General features: G+C 37.7%; 14 protein-coding genes. 9 read left to right on the forward strand and 5 right to left on the reverse strand.

Annotated features, from left to right (window positions below; translation table 11 throughout):
• Window positions 1-91 precede the first annotated feature (91 nt).
• Entirely contained in the window at window positions 92-4,666 is a 4,575-nt protein-coding gene (gene gltB / locus QNI22_RS28465) for a glutamate synthase large subunit (RefSeq protein WP_314516266.1), read from the reverse strand.
• Between the two features lie 1,062 nt (window positions 4,667-5,728).
• Here gltB and QNI22_RS28470 point away from each other — a divergent pair.
• From QNI22_RS28470 to QNI22_RS28505, 8 genes are all read left to right on the forward strand, one after another.
• The gene (locus tag QNI22_RS28470; RefSeq protein WP_314516142.1) at window positions 5,729-6,925 is read left to right on the forward strand and encodes an outer membrane beta-barrel protein; all 1,197 of its coding nucleotides are present in this window, start codon (window positions 5,729-5,731) and stop codon (window positions 6,923-6,925) included.
• 12 nt (window positions 6,926-6,937) lie between these two features.
• A complete protein-coding gene (locus QNI22_RS28475) occupies window positions 6,938-7,531 on the forward strand; it encodes a DUF4468 domain-containing protein (protein ID WP_314516144.1) in 594 nt (197 codons plus the stop codon).
• 294 nt (window positions 7,532-7,825) lie between these two features.
• Window positions 7,826-9,187 (forward strand): ammonium transporter, encoded by a 1,362-nt coding sequence (locus QNI22_RS28480; RefSeq protein WP_314516147.1) that lies wholly within the window; start codon window positions 7,826-7,828, stop codon window positions 9,185-9,187.
• A 493-nt stretch (window positions 9,188-9,680) separates the two neighbouring features.
• Window positions 9,681-10,418 carry a spheroidene monooxygenase gene (locus QNI22_RS28485; protein WP_314516150.1) on the forward strand — a complete coding sequence of 246 codons (738 nt, stop codon included), beginning with the start codon at window positions 9,681-9,683 and terminating at the stop codon, window positions 10,416-10,418.
• 26 nt (window positions 10,419-10,444) lie between these two features.
• Window positions 10,445-11,977 (forward strand): FG-GAP repeat domain-containing protein, encoded by a 1,533-nt coding sequence (locus QNI22_RS28490; protein ID WP_314516152.1) that lies wholly within the window; start codon window positions 10,445-10,447, stop codon window positions 11,975-11,977.
• A gap of 95 nt (window positions 11,978-12,072) precedes the next feature.
• Window positions 12,073-12,726, forward strand: a complete 654-nt coding sequence (locus tag QNI22_RS28495) for a DedA family protein (RefSeq protein WP_314516153.1) — start codon at window positions 12,073-12,075, stop codon at window positions 12,724-12,726.
• 18 nt (window positions 12,727-12,744) lie between these two features.
• Complete coding sequence (locus tag QNI22_RS28500) at window positions 12,745-13,509, forward strand: shikimate dehydrogenase family protein (protein ID WP_314516156.1); 765 nt, start codon at window positions 12,745-12,747, stop codon at window positions 13,507-13,509.
• 129 nt (window positions 13,510-13,638) lie between these two features.
• Window positions 13,639-14,547, forward strand: a complete 909-nt coding sequence (locus QNI22_RS28505) for a glycosyltransferase family 2 protein (RefSeq protein ID WP_314516158.1) — start codon at window positions 13,639-13,641, stop codon at window positions 14,545-14,547.
• A gap of 1 nt (window position 14,548) precedes the next feature.
• Here the strand turns inward: QNI22_RS28505 and pgeF are convergent, their stop codons facing one another.
• The 3 genes from pgeF to QNI22_RS28520 all read right to left on the reverse strand — a co-directional run bounded on the left by pgeF (window position 14,549) and on the right by QNI22_RS28520 (window position 17,251).
• On the reverse strand, window positions 14,549-15,316 hold the full coding sequence (pgeF, locus tag QNI22_RS28510; RefSeq protein WP_314516160.1) for a peptidoglycan editing factor PgeF: 768 nt from the start codon (window positions 15,314-15,316) through the stop codon (window positions 14,549-14,551).
• A gap of 70 nt (window positions 15,317-15,386) precedes the next feature.
• Window positions 15,387-16,103: a LytR/AlgR family response regulator transcription factor gene (locus QNI22_RS28515; protein WP_314516163.1), complete on the reverse strand. Its 717-nt coding sequence runs from the start codon at window positions 16,101-16,103 to the stop codon at window positions 15,387-15,389.
• Window positions 16,100-17,251 carry a sensor histidine kinase gene (locus QNI22_RS28520; protein WP_314516166.1) on the reverse strand — a complete coding sequence of 384 codons (1,152 nt, stop codon included), beginning with the start codon at window positions 17,249-17,251 and terminating at the stop codon, window positions 16,100-16,102. The genes QNI22_RS28515 and QNI22_RS28520 overlap by 4 nt, the downstream gene beginning before the upstream one ends.
• Window positions 17,252-17,512: 261 nt before the next feature.
• On the opposite strand from QNI22_RS28520, the gene QNI22_RS28525 reads away from it, so the two are divergent.
• The gene (locus QNI22_RS28525) at window positions 17,513-17,827 is read left to right on the forward strand and encodes a hypothetical protein (RefSeq protein WP_314516167.1); all 315 of its coding nucleotides are present in this window, start codon (window positions 17,513-17,515) and stop codon (window positions 17,825-17,827) included.
• A gap of 80 nt (window positions 17,828-17,907) precedes the next feature.
• On the opposite strand, the gene gcvP is transcribed toward QNI22_RS28525, so the two are convergent.
• A complete protein-coding gene (gene gcvP / locus QNI22_RS28530; protein ID WP_314516170.1) occupies window positions 17,908-20,811 on the reverse strand; it encodes an aminomethyl-transferring glycine dehydrogenase in 2,904 nt (967 codons plus the stop codon).
• Window positions 20,812-21,037 lie beyond the last annotated feature (226 nt).

Consider the following 21,037-nt stretch of genomic DNA (forward strand, 5'->3'; position numbering starts at 1 on the left):
ATGACTGATTAATAGAATTATTGAATGTTTGGGGTATATCTGTCTTTACAACATATTGTTATAAAGACAGATAGTTGATTCTGGTAAACTATCAGACTTTTGCCAAAAAGTTTCCGTATACGATTTCCTTGTTCTGGATCTGTTCGGAAAGGCTGATATTTTTCTTTTCCAGTGCTTTTTTGAAGTCAGCAGGCATTACTTTTACAAACTGCTTGATAACATCATTCCAGCTTGTCAATACATCTTTGGCAACTTCTGATTTGGTAAATGTTGCATGATTTTCTACATACATCCGGATGATAGTTTCATCTTCTGGTGTAAGCCTTTCCAGATTTACCATCTCTTTATTAACCTTACTTTCAAAATCTCCGGCCTTATCCCAAACATAGGCTACACCACCACTCATTCCTGCTGCAAAGTTACGTCCAGTACTACCTAGGATAATTGCAACACCACCTGTCATATATTCACAGCCATGATCTCCAACACCTTCTACTATTGCTTTCACACCTGAGTTACGTACACAGAAGCGTTCACCAGCCATCCCTTTAATATAGGCTTCACCAGCTGTAGCTCCGTAAAATGCTACGTTTCCGATGATACTGTTTTCAGATGGAACAAAGGTTGCTTTACGATCAGGGTAGATAACAAGTCTTGCTCCTGATAATCCTTTCCCCACATAGTCATTAGCATCTCCTTCCAGTTCCAGAGTCAGTCCTTTGGCTCCAAAAGCACCAAAACTTTGTCCGGCGTGGCCTGTAAACTTATAATGGATGGTTTCGTTTGGTAATCCTTCTCCCAGATATTTCTTAGAAATTTCATTGGAAAGCATAGTACCTACTGCACGATCTATGTTTTGAATTTCAAATTCGCCTTTTACTGAAACTTTGTCTTCTATGGCAACTTTAGCCTGACGAATCAGTTCAAGATCCAGAATGGCATCAATGCCATGATCTTGTTCTTCCTGTTTGTACAAACCTACTTCCAGACTTACAGGTGCTTTATGCAGGATTGCGGCGAAATCCAGGTTTTTGTGTTTCCAATGACTGATATTATCACGTGGCTCCAGACGATCTACCTGCCCTACCATTTCATTTACTGTACGGAAACCAAGCTCTGCCATGATCTCACGTAGTTCCATTGCCAGGAATGTAAACATATTCACTACATGCTCAGGCTTACCAGTAAATAAAGCGCGTAATTCTTCATTTTGGGTAGCTACACCAACCGGACATGTATTTAAGTGACACTTACGCATCATGATACATCCGGCAGTTACTAATGCTGCTGTGGCTACACCAAACTCTTCTGCTCCAAGCAATGCTGCAATAGCCAGATCTCGACCTGTACGAATTTGTCCGTCAGCCTGAACTACGATACGGCTTCTGAGTTTATTTTTTACCAGCGTCTGATGTGTTTCCGCTAATCCAAGCTCCCATGGCAAACCAGCATGACGGATAGAACTTAGTGGAGATGCTCCTGTTCCTCCATCGTGTCCTGCAATCAGTACCACATCTGCATGTGCTTTAGCAACACCCGCAGCGATAGTTCCGACACCTGCCTCAGATACCAGTTTAACACTGATACGGGCATCACGATTCGAATTCTTTAAATCAAAGATCAGCTGTGCCAAATCTTCAATTGAGTAAATATCATGGTGTGGTGGTGGTGAAATCAGACCTACACCCGGAGTAGAGTGACGTGTACGTCCTATCCACTCATCTACTTTGTGTCCTGGTAACTGGCCCCCTTCACCTGGTTTTGCGCCTTGAGCCATTTTGATCTGCAATTCTTGTGCATTGCTTAGATAATAGCTTGTTACGCCAAAACGGCCTGAGGCTACCTGTTTAATCGCAGAGTTTAGCCAATCTCCATCGGGCTGTTTATCAAAACGGCGTTCGTCTTCTCCTCCTTCACCACTATTGCTCTTTCCTCCAATCCGGTTCATCGCAATAGCTAGTGTTGTATGAGCTTCCCATGAAATAGATCCAAAAGACATTGCTCCTGTCGCAAATCGCTTAAAGATGCTTTCAATAGGTTCCACTTCTTCAATGGGAATAGACTTGCCAGGTTTGAACTTCAGCATACCACGCAAAGTCAGAGCCTTTTGTGTTTGATCATCAATTAATTTTGAATATTTTTTAAATAATTGATAGTCATTACGTTTTGAGGATTCCTGTAATAAATGGATCGTTTGTGGGTTGAAAATATGTTGTTCTCCACGTTGTTTCCATTGATACACACCACCTACTTCCAAGCGTTGTGTTGGTATTGGGTCTGTTGGGAATGCCAGTTGATGACGAATCAATACTTCACGTGCAATATCATCCAGTTTTAAGCCACCAATACGTGAAACGGTACGGGTGAAATAAGTATCTATTACTTCTTTATGAATACCAAGCGCTTCAAAAATCTGAGCTCCCTGATAAGATTGTAATGTAGATATACCCATTTTGGCAAAGATTTTCAGTAATTCTTTACCAACAGATTTGATATAGTTTTTATGTAAATAATCTTCTTCCAGTTCAGTTTCTAGTCTACCTTTGCGTTTCATATCAGAGATAGTCTCAAAAGCAAGATATGGGTTGATACCAGATGCTCCATACCCAATCAGCGTAGCAAAGTGATGTGTTTCCCATACATCTCCAGCTTCTACAATGATTCCGACATTATCACGAAGTCCTTTACGAATCAGGTGATGATGCACAGCTGCAGTTGCTAGTAAAGAAGGAATCTGAGCATGACTGCTATCAAAGCTACGATCTGATAATATAATAATAGCAAATCCGTCCACTACAGCATCTTCTGCATATCTGCATAATCTTTCCAACCCTCTTTCCAATGCATCTGGCTGACCATCTGCTTTGAAATAAGTATAGATAGTTTTAGTCTGGAATCCTTTATGATCTATATAACGAATCTTCTCCAGATCCTGATTGGTTAGTACAGGTTGAGGCAGTTCCAGTGTATGGCAATGTTCTGGTGTCTCTGTCAATAGATTTCTGGAAACACCTACAAACGAAATCAGGGACATAACCATTCTCTCCCGGATCGGATCAATAGGAGGATTAGTTACCTGAGCAAACAATTGTTTGAAATAACTGGACAAATGCTGGCTTTGATCAGATAAAACGGCCAGAGGTGTATCCAGACCCATAGAACCTAATGCTTCAAGCCCAGTCATAGCCATTGGACCAATAACAAACTTAAGATCTTCAGATGTATAGCCAGCAGCAATTTGTCTTTTTAAAAGCGTCTTCTCATCCAGTGGACGGAATTTTCCTCCTGGTTCAGGCACATCAGCCAGTTTAATCTTATTCTGTTTCAACCATTCTCCGTATGGTTTACGTGAAGAAATCTGATCTTTTACTTCTTCATCTGATAAGATACGGCCTTGTTCCATATCTACAATAAACATACGGCCTGGTTGAAGGCGTCCTTTCTTAATTACTTTAGATTCATCCACTTCCAGAACACCTGTTTCAGATGCCATGATAACCATATCATCGTTGGTCACACAGAAACGGGAAGGGCGAAGACCATTACGGTCTAATGTAGCTCCCACAATCTTTCCGTCTGTGAATGTAATAGAGGCAGGACCATCCCAGGGTTCCATTAATGATGCGTGGTACTCGTAGAATGCTTTACGTACAGGGTCCATTTGTTCATTGCCATCCCAAGCTTCAGGTATAAGCATCATCATTACATGAGGTAATGAGCGACCTGTTAATACCAACATCTCAATTACATTGTCCAGGTTGGCAGAATCTGAGAAAGTTGGATTACAGATAGGGCGCAACATATCCAGTTCTTCTTTTGTAAAGAACTCCGAGAAAAATTCAGTTTCTGCTGCTGTAAACCAGGTTACGTTACCACGAACGGTATTGATCTCACCATTATGGGCAATATAACGGAATGGCTGAGCCAGTTTCCAGGATGGAAATGTATTAGTTGAAAAACGAGAGTGAAGCACAGTAAGGGCAGACACTACGTTTTCATTATGCAGATCTGGAAAATAAGGACGAACCTGACCAGTTGTAAGCTGTCCTTTATATACTATAGTTTTATAGGAAAGGGACGCAAAGTAAAAATCACCTTTCAGTCCCTGAACAGATTCATTAATAACACGTGTAGAGTAGTTACGCAATACAAATAGTTTACGTTCAAACTCATCTGGATTTGTGATATGTGGAGGTCTTTTGATAAAGACTTGTTCCATCTGTGGTTCTACTGCTAATGCACTCTCTCCAATATCACCATTCATGGTTGGGACAACACGATAACCGATCAGCTCAAGCTTTAATTGTTTAATCTTTCTGTTTAGAATAGTGCGGCATTCTTCACGTAGTTTTTCATCCTTCGGGAAAAAGACCATTCCTACTCCATATTCTCCATAAGGAGGAAGTGCCAGGCCAAGTTTTGTACATTCATCCAGAAAGAATTCGTGTGGAACCTGAATCAGAATTCCTGCTCCATCACCTGTGTTGGCTTCACATCCACATGCACCCCTATGTTCCATACGGGTTAGCATTTTTATACCATCTTCTACAATCTGGTGAGATTTGCGACCCTTGATATTAGCAATAAAGCCAATACCGCAGGCATCATGTTCAAAACTAGGATGATAGAGCCCCTCCGGCTGAAGTTGTTCGTGCTGATCGTTCATCATGATTTGACTTATTAAAATACAATTCTTTGTTAAAAAAGTATCCTCTGGAAAGTGGAAACCAAACGAAAGTTGGGTTATAAATAGTTAACCAACTTTAATTCTGAATGATTCCATTAGGGTAGGTGCTATATTTTGATGTTAAACTCTAACTCGGAATAAAATTTATTGATGAAATAGTTTAGAAAATTACATATAATATTTTGTTATGCAATGTGAGTAGCCTTTTTTTTGATCAGATTATTTGATTTTGATAATTTAAAATAAAAAAAGTTCAATTCTGTTCCTGCAATTTGGGTAGTATTAGCCTGTATTGATAGTGAATCTTGGGTGTATATACTTAATGGATATCACTTTTAACTTCCTTAAATTATTCATATTTATTGATTATCAACAAAATGATTAATAATTTTTTTTTTAATAACCGATTATTGAAATAATATTTTGCTAAAATAATAATATAGGTAAAAAAACTTATTAATGTATGGTTTGTGTTGATTGGCCTCCGATTTTTCTAGTTATTTCTCCTACTAGATCAGCTCAATGATAAAGGTTATTAGAAATAAAAACGTCTTGTATTTTTATTTTTGCTACTGATTTGCTACTGTAAAAATAGAATGTTATATGTTTTTTCTTTAAAGAGGTTAGTTTTTAGACATATTTTACTGATTTGGAACAAACAGACAGATGGTTGTGTAAAAGAGAGGATATGAGGTTGAATTTTTAAGTATAAATCCGAATTTATATGTATAAAACTTCAAATATGCTGCATTTTTATATGGTGTTTCTTTAGAAAAATAGTATTTTACATTGTTTTTGGTTAAAAAATTAACATATAATTTGTTTTTTTGATAAGATATTCTGAGTTTAGCATTCCCGCTGTGAGAAATAGTTAAGTATAAACTCCTAAAAGTTCTTTCAAAGTTTAATAGCATGAATACTCTTATTACATAGCAGATCTTACATCTACTTTTTGATCCTGCCTTTCCTTCATCATACAAACTCATAAATGATTTACACCCTTAACCCTTATTAAGTAATCAAATCGAACCTTTTACCGTTATGAGAAAAGTTGTACTTCTGGCTTTCGCCGTCACCACTCTGTTCTTTAATGCAAATGCACAAGATTCTACACCTGCAGCTACAGAGGAGGATAAAGGAAAGTTTACTTTTTCTGGCTACCTGGACTCCTACTACTTGGGTAATTTCAATAAGCCACTTTCACGCCTTAATACAGGTGCATCTGGTTTAGATGAAGGAGGTGTTACTGTTATAGGAGGAAATGCCCGTGCTTTTGATGCTGTTGCAGGACAATTTTCACTGGGGCTGGTACAAACAAAAGCTGTATACAGCAATAAGAAATCAGAGGCTGTTATTGACTTGACATTTGGCCCAAATGCTGACTTAGGTAACTATGGTAATTATGTTGGACCCCTAGGAGGTGGATCTACTGCTCTTGCTATCAAACAGGCTTACTTTACTTATAAAGCAACAGATAAGTTATCATTCACTGCTGGACAGTTTGGTACTCATATAGGATATGAAGTGATTGATGCTCCTATCAATTACAATTATTCCTTATCAAACTTATTCAATAATGGGCCTTTCTACCATATAGGCTTAAAAGGTACCTATGCTTTCTCTGATAAAGTTGCTTTAATGGCTGGTATTGTCAACAATATAGATAACCTGTATGATAACAATCGTGCAAAAGCCATCATAAGTCAATTATATGTACAACCTGTTTCTGGTTGGAATGTGTATCTGAACTGGATTGGTAGCAATGAAGCACCATCACAGACTACCGTTGATGGAGCTTATTATTCATTATTTGACCTTACTACATCTTACCAGATAACTGAGAAGTTCTTCCTGGGCCTAAATGCTGCCATGGGGAGTGAAAAAGGTGGCTCTGGGGATGACGCTAAAACCTGGGGTGGAGTAGCACTATATAGTAATGTTGCTATTTCAGATGTGTTTGGTTTAGGAGCTCGTTACGAATATTTCGATAACACCAGTGGTGTTAGAGCAGTAAGAAATGGATTAGGTGCTGGTACCACTGTTAACTCTGTAACTGTAACGGGAAACTTTACATTGGCTGATGGTCATTTGTTGATCAAACCTGAGTACAGATTAGATAGCTATCCTAAACTATCAGGTGGAGGAAATGAGCAACATCAGAAATTTGAGGATAGTGATGGTGTATTCAGTAAAAATACCCAATCAACTCTTACACTGGCATTCATCTACAAGTTCTAATAGTCACTTTGTATGAAATTGATTTCAGTACGTTTCTTTTGGCATCGTATTCTTTTGATCACTGGATTGAATATGATCCTTGGCTGGTCTTATGCTCAAAGCATACTTCCTGTCGAAAATAATAAGATTGTTTTTTATGAGGTTAATTCAACTGATTCAATTCCAAAAGAACTACTGCATCAGAATGCTTATAATTGGTTGGTTGCTCAGAAATTTAACTCAATAGTTGATTCATTAACTGCTGATGGCCATAAACTCACTGCGATAAGTGAGTATCCTGTTTATGCAACTGGCTATTTAACCAAAAGGCAAAATGGCTCAGTCTCCTATACAATTCAGATTGAAGTAAAAGAAAACAAATATCGGTATCGCTTAACAGACTTTGTTTTTCACTATTACCACGAAAACAGAAACTATCAGGTTGTGCCCACAGGAAAAGTGAAACCTTTAGAAGACGCAAAAGCTTCAGGATGGCAAAAAACCTGGGAGTCTAATAAAAAAGCAACATATGTTTTAGTCAATAATCTAGTTGCAGGCCTTAAGAAAGCCATGATATATAATCCAGTTCAGGAGAAAGTGGCAAAAGGTCCAATAAAAGAATGGTAATCGTAAGTAGATGTCCTTATAGTATATAACCTAATCTACCTTAATTACTATATTGATTAGTGTGTTTTTGAAATTTAACCTTTGTTTTTTAGGCGTTTATCGAAAAATAAGTGTAAATTTATCTATATGAGCCTTATTTTCGTTGGTGTTTTATCTAAAAACTAGTATATTTGTTAAGTATATCCTGAAAAAACAAGCCTGCCCTTAATCTTATTTAAGTAATAATAGTCAGCTACAGAAAACCAATTCTAAACTTAAAACCGTTAACTGTTTGTCAATTAAACACTTACTTGCATGAACCAAAAGTCCTATTTGCCGCTCATTATTTTACTTGTAGTGAGTTTCGCAGCAGTTTTCCTGCCTGCTGTCCCTACTGAAATCCTTACAAAAGGGACTTTCCCTGATGGAAAGCCTTGGGAAATAAGTGCTGGTGATACTGCCTGGATGCTTACAGCCACAGCTTTCGTTTTGTTGATGACCCCTGGCCTAGCTTATTTCTATGGTGGTATGGTAAATATGCGTAATGTTATTTCTACCATGCTTCAGAGCTTCGTATCTATGGGTGTAATCAGTGTTTTGTGGATTGTAGTTGGTTTTAGTTTGGCTTTTGGAGACTCTATTGGAGGATTTATTGGCGATCCTACTACCTTTTTTATGTTTAAAGGTGTTTTGGATGCAAAAGCCCCTTGGTCTCTGGCACCTACTATCCCATTAGCATTGTTTGCTTTCTTCCAATTAAAATTTGCTATTATTACACCTGCGCTTATCACTGGATCATTTGCAGAACGTGTGAATTTCAAAGGATATGTGCTTTTTATCGTATTATTTAGTTTGATTGTATATTCTCCACTTGCACATTGGACGTGGCACCCTGACGGTTTTTTATTTAAACTAGGTGTATTAGACTTTGCTGGTGGAACAGTTGTACACATGTCTGCTGGTTGGGCTGCATTGGCTGCTGCTATTTTCCTGAAAAAACGCAAATCTATGGTTGAAAATGAAGTTCATCCTCCTGCAAATATTCCATTTGTTCTCTTAGGTACTGGCTTACTTTGGTTTGGATGGTTTGGTTTTAACGCCGGATCTGCTGTAGGAGCAGGTACTTTAGCTGTTAGTGCATTTGCAACTACAAATATTGCTGCTGCTGCTGCTGGACTGTCTTGGGTATTGTTTGATGTAGCTAAAGGTAAAAAATTATCAGCTCTTGGTTTTTGTATTGGTGCTGTTGTTGGTCTGGTTGCAATCACCCCTGCTGCTGGTTTTGTAACAATTCCTACTAGTATCTTTATTGGTACTGCTGCTGGTATTATTAGTAACATAATTGCACATTGGAAGGCTAAGTCAGGAAAAATTGATGATACGTTGGATGTGTTTCCTTGCCATGGTGTTGGTGGTATGGTTGGTATGGTTATGACAGGTATTTTTGCAACTAGCGCAGTAAACTCTGCTGTTGTAGAAAATGGATTAGCATTTGGTGAAACAGCGCTATTCTTAAAACATATGCTGGCATTGGTAATTGTATCTGTTTTTGCATTTGTTGTATCTTATATATTGTTGGTTGTAACAAACGCAATCGTTCCACTACGAGTATCAGAAGAGGAAGAACGTTTAGGATTGGATGTAAGTCAACACGACGAAGTATTAATGGAAGCATAATCAATACTTGGTTATATAAAACAAAAGACCTTTCCAAACGGGAAGGTCTTTTGTTTTATACTATATATAAGTTATCCTAAATGTAAGTATGCGTTTTTATGCAAGCGGATTTCCTGTCTGCGCATAGTGCAAAGTAAAAATCTTTTCAGAAAGACAAGGAAGCCTCACTGACAGGTCTAGAGATTGAGTATTATTCATAGTAGTTTTGCTTTTGATCAAAATTCCGATCGCTTTGTGCAACTATTTGTGCAACTATTCGAATAGTGTTCACTTTTGTGTTTGACCAGAATTCTATTCGCTATTTTGTCTTGCGTATAACTCAATACAAAAAAATCTGATCAGAACTCACCACAAAGTTTTTTTCATCTCGAAGCTATTACACATTCAAGAAAGATGAATCACTAGCTAAAATGGGAGATGACTTAAGATTTAATAATACGATAGGCATACACTTTTAGGGAAAAGAAGCATAACAATAAACCTTCCAGATTCTATGGATTTTCGTTTTCTGATGCCTGCCAATAATTATCAGTCTGTAGTTGCTTTGTCTTTCTTTCAATTTCCAATTAATAAAAGGTGGTGGGCATTAGGACAAATGGGAAAATCCAGTTTGTTAACTTCAACTCCCAGAGGATTACTTTTCGGAAAAATGCTTGGTAGTGGTAAGGGAGGATTTAGCATGGTTCCGGATTTTACACGTTATGCTTTGCTCACAGTCTGGAGTACACTTGAAGATGCTACTTATTTTTTTCAATCAGGTTTATCCAAAGAATATTTATTAAATACCAGTGAAATCTATAGTCTTCTGTTATTGCCAACTCGCTCTCATGGGTCTTGGGATCGTAAAAATCCATTTGTCGAAACCTACACTATCAAAGATACTACACTGCCAGTTGTAGTGCTTACCCGAGCTACCATCTGTTGGTATCGATTACCAGAATTCTGGTCTAATGTACCCCGCGTACAGGCAATCATTCAAGACTCACCTGGCTTATTATTTTCCATTGGGGTAGGGGAGTTACCATTGATTCAACAAGCTACTATAAGTATTTGGGAGAATTCGGATGCTATAAAGGATTTTGCTTATCAGAAAACCTTTCACAAAGAAGTTGTACACAAGACCCGTACCCGAAACTGGTATAAAGAAGAGCTATTTGCAAGATTTCTCCCTTTAGCTACATATGGTACCTATCAGGGCAAAGATATTTTGGAATCATACTTTAAAAAGTGATATTTTTACATAAAAAAGTCACTTTCATGCGTTTTTTCTTTACACTCTCCCTTTATATCTTTCTACTAAGCAATAGTATCTTTTTTTATTCCTGTACTACACCTGAAACTTATCCAGGGGAGGCCGCGGATCGTGAATTAGCAGAAAAGTATTGCCAGTCATGTCACCAATTACCCACGCCTGATTTAGTAGATAAGAAGACATGGAAAGAGGCAGTCTTTCCCAAGATGGGGCCATTATTAGGTATTACGGGTTTTGAGGGAATACTTTATAAACAAGAGAAAGGTTTTCTCAACTCCTATTTATTTCCTGATAAACCTATTTTATCAGATGAGGAATGGCGGTCAGTAATGCGCTACTTCATTACATTGGCACCTGAAAAAATGCCTTCGCAGATTACACACACACCGATCCGGAAAACACTTTCACTTTTTCAGGTCCATACACCAAAATTTCCTTTTGAAAATCCAGTATTGTCATTGGTAAAGATAGATACTCTTCATAATAAACTATATTTTGGAGATGGAGAAAAAGGTATATTGTTTCATACTGACAAGTCCTTGAAAACATTTGCATTTACAAGGTTGGGTACTGGTCCTGTACAAATGGATAGTAGAAAGGAGGGTGCTAGGATATTATTAATGGGATCTTTTCATCCTTCTGATTTTAGAAACGGCGAACTAACATATCTCCAATCAGACTCATCGGTTGCCGATGCCATTATTACTGGTTTAAGCCGTCCAACACATGTTGCCTACCAGGATTTGAATGCAGATGGCAAAGAAGATATTGTCGTGTCTGGATTTGGCTATTATACAGGGTCTTTGAATTGGTATGAAAGAGTCAGACATCAATACATGGAACATATTTTAAATCCTTCTGCGGGAGCTATTCAATCTGCTATAAGCGACTTTAACAAAGATGGAAAACCAGACATAGTAGTACTTATGGCCCAGGGTAACGAGGGTTTTGACCTATATACAAACAAGGGAAATGGTGTTTTTTCACCTCCTGAGAGAATTATTCAGTTTCATCCGTCCTTTGGGTCTAATTCGTTTTCCTTGGTTGATTTTAACAATGATGGAGAATTAGACATTATGGCTACCAATGGCGATAATGGTGACTATAAGCAGATTCTAAAGCCTTATCATGGCCTAAGGATTTATTTAAATGATGGAGATAATCATTTTACCGAAAAGTATTTTTATCCTATTAATGGCATCACAAAAGCTGTCCCGGTAGACTTTGATCAGGATGGAGATTTAGATATTGCTACAATTGCTTACTTTCCAGATTATGAAAAACATCCGGAAGAGAGCTTCGTATACTTGGAGAATAAGGGAAACTTTCAGTTTGAGCCTTTCACTTTTCCTGAATTTGATTTCGGTCGCTGGCAAGTAATGGATACAGGTGATATAGATCAGGATGGAGATATAGACATTCTTTTAGGCTCTTGTGTACTCTCCATTTATCCTGTTCCAGAGAAATATACCCAAAAGTGGGATACTTTGAAGTATCCTGTGGTATGGCTGGAGAATAAAAAAATTTCAGGAAGATAACTATATAAAGGACTTTTTAAAGAAAGAATGCTCTGGAATACTTCTCTTTCAGGGCTTTTCTTATTTTTGTGACATTCTTTTACAAAATTTCTCTTATGGAAATCATAAAACAACTCATTGACTTTATTTTACATATAGATAAACACCTTGCTGAACTTATCTCTGACTATGGTACTCTTACCTATATTATCCTCTTTGTTATCATCTTTGTAGAAACAGGATTAGTCGTAATGCCCTTTCTACCAGGTGATTCATTATTATTTGCAGCGGGTGCATTTGCTGCGTTTTCTAACAATAAGGACCTTAATATTTACTATCTGCTGCCCTTATTATTTGTCGCTGCATTTTTAGGCGACACAGTGAACTACATAATAGGTAAATACATTGGTCCGAAAGCTTTTAGCGGGAAGATAAAATTCCTGAAGAAAGAATATCTGGATCAAACGCAGGCTTTTTTTGATAAGCATGGTGGTAAATCTATTATTTATGCACGCTTCGTTCCCATTGTTCGTACGTTTGCTCCATTTGTTGCGGGTGTAGGTAGCATGAACTATGGTAAATTTATTTCTTATAATATTATAGGCGGATTAATCTGGGTGATTGGTTTGACATTAGCAGGGTATTTCTTTGGTGGTATTTCTATTATTAAAGATAACTTCGAAAAGGTAATTATTCTGATTATTCTAATTTCAATCCTCCCTCCTGTAATAGAATATGTAAGACATCGATTTGTTAAAAAAGCTGCATAACTTCATAATTAAAGATACATGCGTATTTTCGGACTTATTGGTTATCCGTTAGGCCACTCATTTTCTAAGAAATACTTTACAGAAAAGTTTGCTAAAGAGCATATTACAGATGCTTCTTATGAACTATTTCCTTTAGAAGATATTAAACTGTTGCCTGGCCTTATCTCTTCCCAGCCTAACTTACGAGGACTGAATGTCACTATACCTTATAAAGAGCAGGTAATTCCTTATCTAACATCTATAGATCCAGCTGCTAAGCGTATTGGGGCTGTAAATGTGATTAAAATCGCACCTGATGGATCAACTACAGGTTATAATTCAGATTATTTTGGTTTTAAATTCACATTGGAAGGTTTTCTTAACGGAAATTATATTTCAGAAGGAAAGAGTCTCCGAAAATTAAAAGCACTTATTTTAGGAACGGGAGGGGCAAGCAAAGCTGTCAAGATCGCACTGGATGATATGGATATCGAAAATGTGTACATATCGAGACGGCCAGGTGAGAATATATTTGGTTATGATGATCTTACAGAAAAGATCGTGGGTAAGTATTTACTGATTATTAATACTACGCCTCTTGGAATGTATCCGGAAGTTGATGTCTTTCCTCCATTACCCTATGAATGGCTAACAGGCGATCATCTTTTGTATGATCTGGTATATAATCCGGAACAAACTATTTTTTTACAAAAAGGGTCTAAGCAAGGAGCAAAGACATTTGGAGGGTTACCTATGTTGTATGCACAGGCAGAGAAGTCGTGGGATATATGGACAACTAAGTAGTCAATTAGTTTGTTAAATGCTTCATAAAGGATCGATTGCCTATGAAGCTAAGGAGTTTTAGCTCGTTTTCTGATATAATGCTTATTTTTAGGTTATCAAGATACTGTGAGATAATCTATTCTTTATAAAATGGAAATTCACAACACTATTTTCTTCTCTATAATTATACCTACTTATAACCGTGCGAGTTTTTTACCCGCGACATTACAGTCATTACTGAAACAAACTTTTAAGGATTATGAAGTTATAGTAGTTGATGATGGCAGTACAGACAACACAGAAGAGGTGATGAAAGGGCTGACTGATGATCATATTCGTTATTATAAAAAAGAAAATGGAGAAAGAGCTGCCGCCAGAAATTTTGGAATTAAACAGGCGAGAGGACAGTATATAACATTTCTGGATTCTGATGATATCTTTTATGAGCAATGCCTTTCAAATGCATATGAAAGTATCTTAAAGTTTGAAAATCCTCCATTATTGCATGTTGCCTATGAAGTGACAGATAGGAATCTGAAATCTAAAGTGAAAGTAAATAATCTTGTCTCGGATGATATCTACGTATTGGTAAAAGGAAATCCTTTAAGTTGTATGGGGGTATTTCTTCGAAGAGATATTGCAAATACATACCAATTCACAGAAGACCGGGCTTTAGCTGGTTCTGAAGATTGGGAATTATGGTTACGTGTAGTTGCTAATGTAGGTATTAAAGTAGATAATCGAGTTTCGGCTGCATTGATAGATCACGATTCCCGAAGTGTAAAGCACTTCGTAGAAGGCAATCTTGTTGAAAGAAAAGAGTTGGCTCTGCGGTATGCCTTTGAGGACGAGACTGTTAAGAAGATATTTTCTCCGTATTGGAAAAAGATTAACTCATACTGTGATTCGTATATCGCATTGCATTTGGTGTTAGGACATCAGTACCGAAAAGGATTATCATTTTGGTTTACTTCACTTCTGGAATATCCGCTATCCCTATTTGAAAGGCGTTCAATGGCTATTGTTAAGTATTCCATTCTTGGGCTTTTAAAGCGATAACTTATCTATTAGTTCGCTGCCCAATCACAACAAACATTCTGCCTGATTTTTTACCTTCTTTACGATAAGAGAAATAATTATCATTATGTTCAACTGTACAGAAGGGAGAAACCTCAACTTGCTCTTTTGGAATACCTGCTTTTAGCAATTGAGAGAAATTTGCTTGTTTCAGATCTACAAAAAACTTATTTTTCTCAGAATCCCATCTTTTGTAATCAGATGTAAAATAATCTGCAACATCTGCATCGACTTCAAAGGCACATTCACTAATACAGGTACCAATATATGCAAAACAATTCACCGGATTTGTTCCAAAGTGTTGTGTCATTGTTTGCAGTGTTTTTGACACTATTTGTTTCATAGTTCCTTTCCATCCTGCATGAATGGCTGCAACTGCATTACTACTAGAGTCGTAAATTAGGATAGGTGTGCAGTCAGCTATGGAGACACCAACAAATACACCTGGTGAGTTTGTCACAATGGCATCATAGCCTTCGTAATTGCCAGGTTGGGTCGCCACCAATACTTTGTCATCATGAACCTGATAGGATAAGGCTATGTCTTCGGGTTGGAAGCCCAGGTTATTGAAAAAACGATTTCTGTTTTCAAGTACATTTTTCCTTTCATCACCTGAAGAAAGCCCTAAGTTAAGAGAAGTGAATGGTGCAGGACTGACACCTCCATGTCTTAGACTCTGAGCTGCAATAAGATGAGGAAATTTAGTAAATATCTCAGGTCGATAAGCTAGGGAGAGGGTTGGGACTGTCATTGAGTAATACCTGTTTTTGTCAAAGATACTGCTTTTACGAATTTTGGAAAGGGTAGTTGTAGATTCACAACTAAATTTGTGTTTTTAGAGCCTTTAAAATTTGATGACTATAAAGTCTGCCAATTGGTAACTCTTCAGAGCCTATAGTAATATGATTAGCTGTAAAGGCTTTGATTTTACTCAGAGATACAATAAACGAACGATGAATACGAAGAAAATTTGTTTCGGAAAGCATTTCTTCCAGTGCATTCATACTTTGTTTCACAACCAAAGGTTTGGAGTCATTGGTTGTAAAAATTTTGATATAATCCTTCAAGCTTTCTATATAAAGAATATCCTCTGTGAGAACTTTAACCATTTTCCTGTCTACACGAAAATAGAGAAAGGCATCTTTATTGGGTTGATATTTCTTTTCTTCTGAAGAAAAATTATTTTCCACTTTAGTAACCTTAGCTATTGCTTTCAGAAATCGTTCTAGTGAAATAGGTTTCATCAAATAATCCACAGCATCCAGTTCAAAACCTTCTACAGCATAATCACGATATGCAGTAGTAAAAATAACCTTGGGTGGATTTCGCAGGGTACGTAGAAAGTCTGTACCTAATAACTTAGGCATTTTGATATCCAGAAACATCAAATCTATATTTTTTTCCTGCAATACACTAAATGCCTGAATTGCATTATGACATTTAGCGATAACTTCAAGACCATCTACATTTCCTATATGTGATTCCAATACTTCCAGTGCTGGTGGTTCATCATCTACTAATAAACATTTTAGATTCATGCCCATTGGGTTTGTATCGTTTTGTACTGTTGACTGTTTTCTGTTTGTTTGGTTATATCATTTTGTAATTCCAGATTGAGTATCACCACAAAGATTTCATCCTGTTCTACTATTTTAAGGTCATATTGTTTAGGATAGATCAGTTCCATCCTTTTTTTTACATTTTGTAATCCAATGCCTCCTGTATAGGAACTTACCTGATTTTCTTCACTCTTGCTATTAATTAATTTCAGCCGCATTCGATTCTTATCAACAGATAAATCAAGACTAATCCATGCCTGATCTATTTGTTCACTGACGCCATGTTTGAATGCATTCTCTAGAAATGGCATAAGAAGTAAAGGCGCTATCATTTTACCTGTTATATCTCCAGTAAAGTTGAGAGATACATCTACATGTTCTCCATAACGCATTTGTTCCAGTTCAACATAATTTTGAATAATCTGTATTTCTTTTTCCAGAGAGACTTCCGCAACATTACAATCATATAACATATATCGTAACAAGCCAGACAATTTTACTACTACTTCTGGAGCATAATCTGACTTGGTAAGCGTAAGTGCATACAGATTATTTAATGTATTAAATAGAAAATGAGGATGCAACTGGGCTTTAAGTAGTTGGAGTTCTGCTGTTAGCTTTTCTTTTTCTACTTGTTGGAATGCGCTTTGTTTTAAATACCAATACTTGGAAAGCTTAATGGCCGCGGCAAATCCTGCTATCGTGATACCACCTCGTAATCCTGCCATCAGGCCAATTGATAAAGGAAAACGATGGGTCGGCCATCCTAAAATCGCTAAGTAACCATTTACTATATAAGACGATAAAAAAAAAGAAAAGAAACCTGATCCCAATATACAAAGGCATAGTCCAATCGCCAGGTGTATATATTTTCCTTTTAGCAAATAGGAGGGGATAAGCCAGTAAATGATAGAATAGCTCAGAGCAATATGGTTAAATGTAAATATAATGGCATTGGTAAAGGCCATTAACACGATCTTCCAGTAAGAGACTCCTTCCGGAATAACAGGCCTGTAGCTATAGATCACTGTACAAAAAAGGATGAATGCTATCCAGAATAGAATATGACGAGCAAGCCGATATCTCCATTGATTAGAGAAAACGAAGTCATAATTAAAGATGTACATGGACAAGGAATTTAGTTCGCATTATTAAAATTACAATTTCTGGCTTTACTATGTCTCTATGTTAGCTATTAGTCGACAAACAGCATAAAAACGTCTCTGAATGACATTTTTATGGATAAACGGTCTTGAAAGGTCTGTGGAAGTTATGTCTGTATGTAAGTCTGTTGTTGAGCGAATATTTCTGTTTCGTTTTTAGATAGAAAGTATCTTAGATCTATAAATCGGATGGAGATCATCTTTATATACTAAACAATTACAACTATGAAAAAAATTATTGTAAGTATCAGCCTGCTAATTGGTATTGGAATAGTGGGAGTCGCACCTGCACTCGGGCAAAGTTCTGGATATTGGGTGACAGAGTCGGATATTCACACAAAACAATATACCATTGTTCATTTTTATAATGATGCTAATGTGCAGATATATGAAGAAAAGCTGGATGGTGTATTTCTTAATCTTAAGCGCAAGAAGACAGTCCAGCAGTTAAATGCTGCATTAAATAAAGTGATGCAGAATTGGATTTCAAATCGCGAACTATCCAAAGAGGATCATTGGGTAGCTGCGATGATGAAATAATGATGAGAAACAATAAATAGAAAAGCACCTCTTATATGAGAGGTGCTTTTTTGTTATAAAACTATATGTTGAGATTATGCTTATAAAGCAGCTTGCTTTTCTGTTTCATCCAGATAGCTTTCAATAGGCTCACAGGCACAAACTAAATTCCGGTCGCCATAGGCACTATCAATACGGCTTACAGATGGCCAGAATTTGGCAGCTTTTACGTAAGGCAGAGGATATACAGCTTTTTCACGGCTATATGGACGATCCCAATTTTCTACCAATACAACACTTGCCGTGTGTGGAGCATGTTTCAGTACATTATTTTGCTTGTCTGCTTTTCCTTCTTCCACCTCTTTAATCTCTTCCCGAATGGCTATCATGGCATCACAGAAGCGGTCTAGTTCTTCTTTAGGCTCGCTTTCTGTAGGTTCAATCATCAGTGTTCCGGCAACAGGGAAAGAAACTGTAGGAGCATGGAAGCCATAATCCATCAATCGTTTGGCAATATCTTCCACCTCAATACCGACATTTTTGAAGGCTCTGCAATCAAGAATAAACTCATGGGCACAGCGTCCATTGATGTTGGTATATAAAATAGGATAATGCTTTTCCAGACGAGCTTTGATATAATTAGCATTCAGAATGGCTGCACTTGTTGCGTCTGTAAGCCCTTTTCCTCCCATCATAGCAATATATGCATATGAAATAGGCAGAATGGACGCACTACCCCATGGTGCTGCAGATACGGCATGAATGGCTTTTTCCCCACCAACAGGTACAACTGCATGTCCTGGAAGGAATGGAACCAAGTGAGCTGCAACTCCAATAGGACCCATACCAGGACCACCACCACCATGTGGAATACAGAATGTTTTATGCAGATTCAGATGGCATACATCTGCACCAATAGTTGCCGGACTTGTCAGACCTACCTGTGCATTCATATTCGCACCATCCATATAAACCTGTCCACCATATTGATGAATCAGATCGCAGATTTCACGAATGTTTTCTTCATACACCCCATGAGTAGACGGGTACGTCACCATCAGAGTTGATAATGTGTCTTTGTATTGTTCTGCTTTGGCTTTAAGGTCTGCAAAATCAATATATCCTTTCTCATCAGTCTTCACTACCACTACCTTCATTCCTGCCATTACCGCACTTGCCGGGTTGGTTCCATGGGCAGATGCAGGGATTAGGGCTACATCTCTGTGATCATCCCCACGGCTCAAGTGATAGGCACGAATAACCAATAAACCTGCGTATTCTCCCTGAGCACCAGAGTTTGGTTGCAAGGACATTGCTGTAAATCCTGTTACTGCACACAGCCAGTCATTAAGGTTTTTGAATAATTCCTGATATCCTTCTGTTTGATTAACAGGCGCAAATGGATGTAGATTTCCAAACTCAGGCCATGTTACAGGGATCATTTCTGTAGTAGCATTTAGTTTCATTGTGCAGCTACCCAGCGAAATCATGGAGTGAGTAAGAGATAAATCTTTATTCTCCAGATATTTCAAATACCGTAACATCTCATGCTCAGAATGATGAGTATTGAAAACAGGATGTGTCAGATATGCCGATTTGCGGGTTAATTTCTCAGGATATTGCAAAACGATTGAATCTGCAATAGGCGAGAGGTCAATATGGTTGGTTGCACCAGTACCTTCTGCCAGGACAGATATAAGTGTTTGCACATCAGAAACTGTGGTAGTTTCATCAAGAGATATAGAAATTTGATTGTTCGCACTGTAACGAAGGTTGATATGGTGTGCTTCTGCTACCTTACGTATGTTGCTTTGCTGAGGACTAGTGAAGGAAATAGTATCGAAGTAATGTTCATTAGTGATCGTGATACCGATTTTAGCAAGCCCTTTTGCTAACAATTGAGTTAAACCATGGGTACGTTCTGCAATTTGGCGAAGACCTTCAGATCCATGATAAACTGCATAACTACTTGCCATTACTGATAATAACACCTGAGCAGTACAGATATTGGAAGTTGCTTTTTCACGACGAATATGCTGTTCCCGTGTCTGCAGCGCCATCCGTAAGGCGCGATTTCCTTGGGCATCAACAGATACTCCAATAATCCGACCTGGAATTTGTCTTTTATATTCTTCACGAGTTGCAAAGAATCCAGCATGAGGTCCTCCATAACCCATAGGGACGCCAAAGCGTTGTGCAGAGCCTACTACAACATCAGCTCCCATTTCTCCTGGAGGTGTTAACAATGTCAGCGAAAGCAAATCTGCCGCAACAGTAACAAAAATATCCAGTTCGTGAGCTGCTGCAATAAAGCTTGTGTAATCAGACACAGAACCATTGGCTGCCGGATATTGTACTAATACGCCAAAAATATCAGGGTTAGACAGATCAATTGCTGTATAGTCTACTACCACTATTGAGATACCTAATGGTTCAGCTCTGGTAATCAACAGATCTATTGTTTGTGGAAAAACATCTGTCGATACTACAAATGTCTTTGCATTCTTACGGCTGCCTTTACGCATGCTGTATAACATATGTAAGGATTCCGCTGCGGCTGTTGCCTCATCCAGAAGGGATGCATTAGCAATTTCCATGCCTGTAAGATCTACAACTACTGTCTGAAAGTTTAACAGTGCTTCCAGACGACCTTGTGCTATCTCTGCCTGATAAGGAGTATAGGCTGTATACCAGCCTGGATTCTCCAGAATATTACGAAGCACAACTGGAGGAGTGATGGTATTGTAATAGCCTAAACCTATATAGGACTTATTAATCTGGTTCTTTTGTGCTAATTTTTTAAAGTCCTGCAAAAACTGATATTCAGATTGAGGGTCAGGTAGCTGGAGTGGTTTAGGCAGACGAATAGAGGCAGGAACGGTCTGTGAAATAAGTTCTTCTACGGAGCCTACTCCAATGGTTTTTAACATTTCTGCTTTTTGAACATCGTCTGGCCCGATGTGCCGGGAAGCAAAAGCTTCAGAATGGCGCAAATTGATTTTCATGGAATGTTGATGGGAAGTTTAATATAATACTTGCCGTTTTGTGTTTTTTTGAAGAACTGCTTTATATAAAATAAGGATGAGCGATTTGTGGCGCAAAGATACATAGAAAATAATTATACATATAACAGTTTCCTAATACTGAAGGGTTCAAGAAGTCATGTTTTTACGGACCTATTGAGAAAGTTGTAAAATGTATTTATAAAATACCATTATAAACTAACTGTAA

The organism is Xanthocytophaga agilis, assembly GCF_030068605.1.
Taxonomy (GTDB): domain Bacteria; phylum Bacteroidota; class Bacteroidia; order Cytophagales; family 172606-1; genus Xanthocytophaga; species Xanthocytophaga agilis.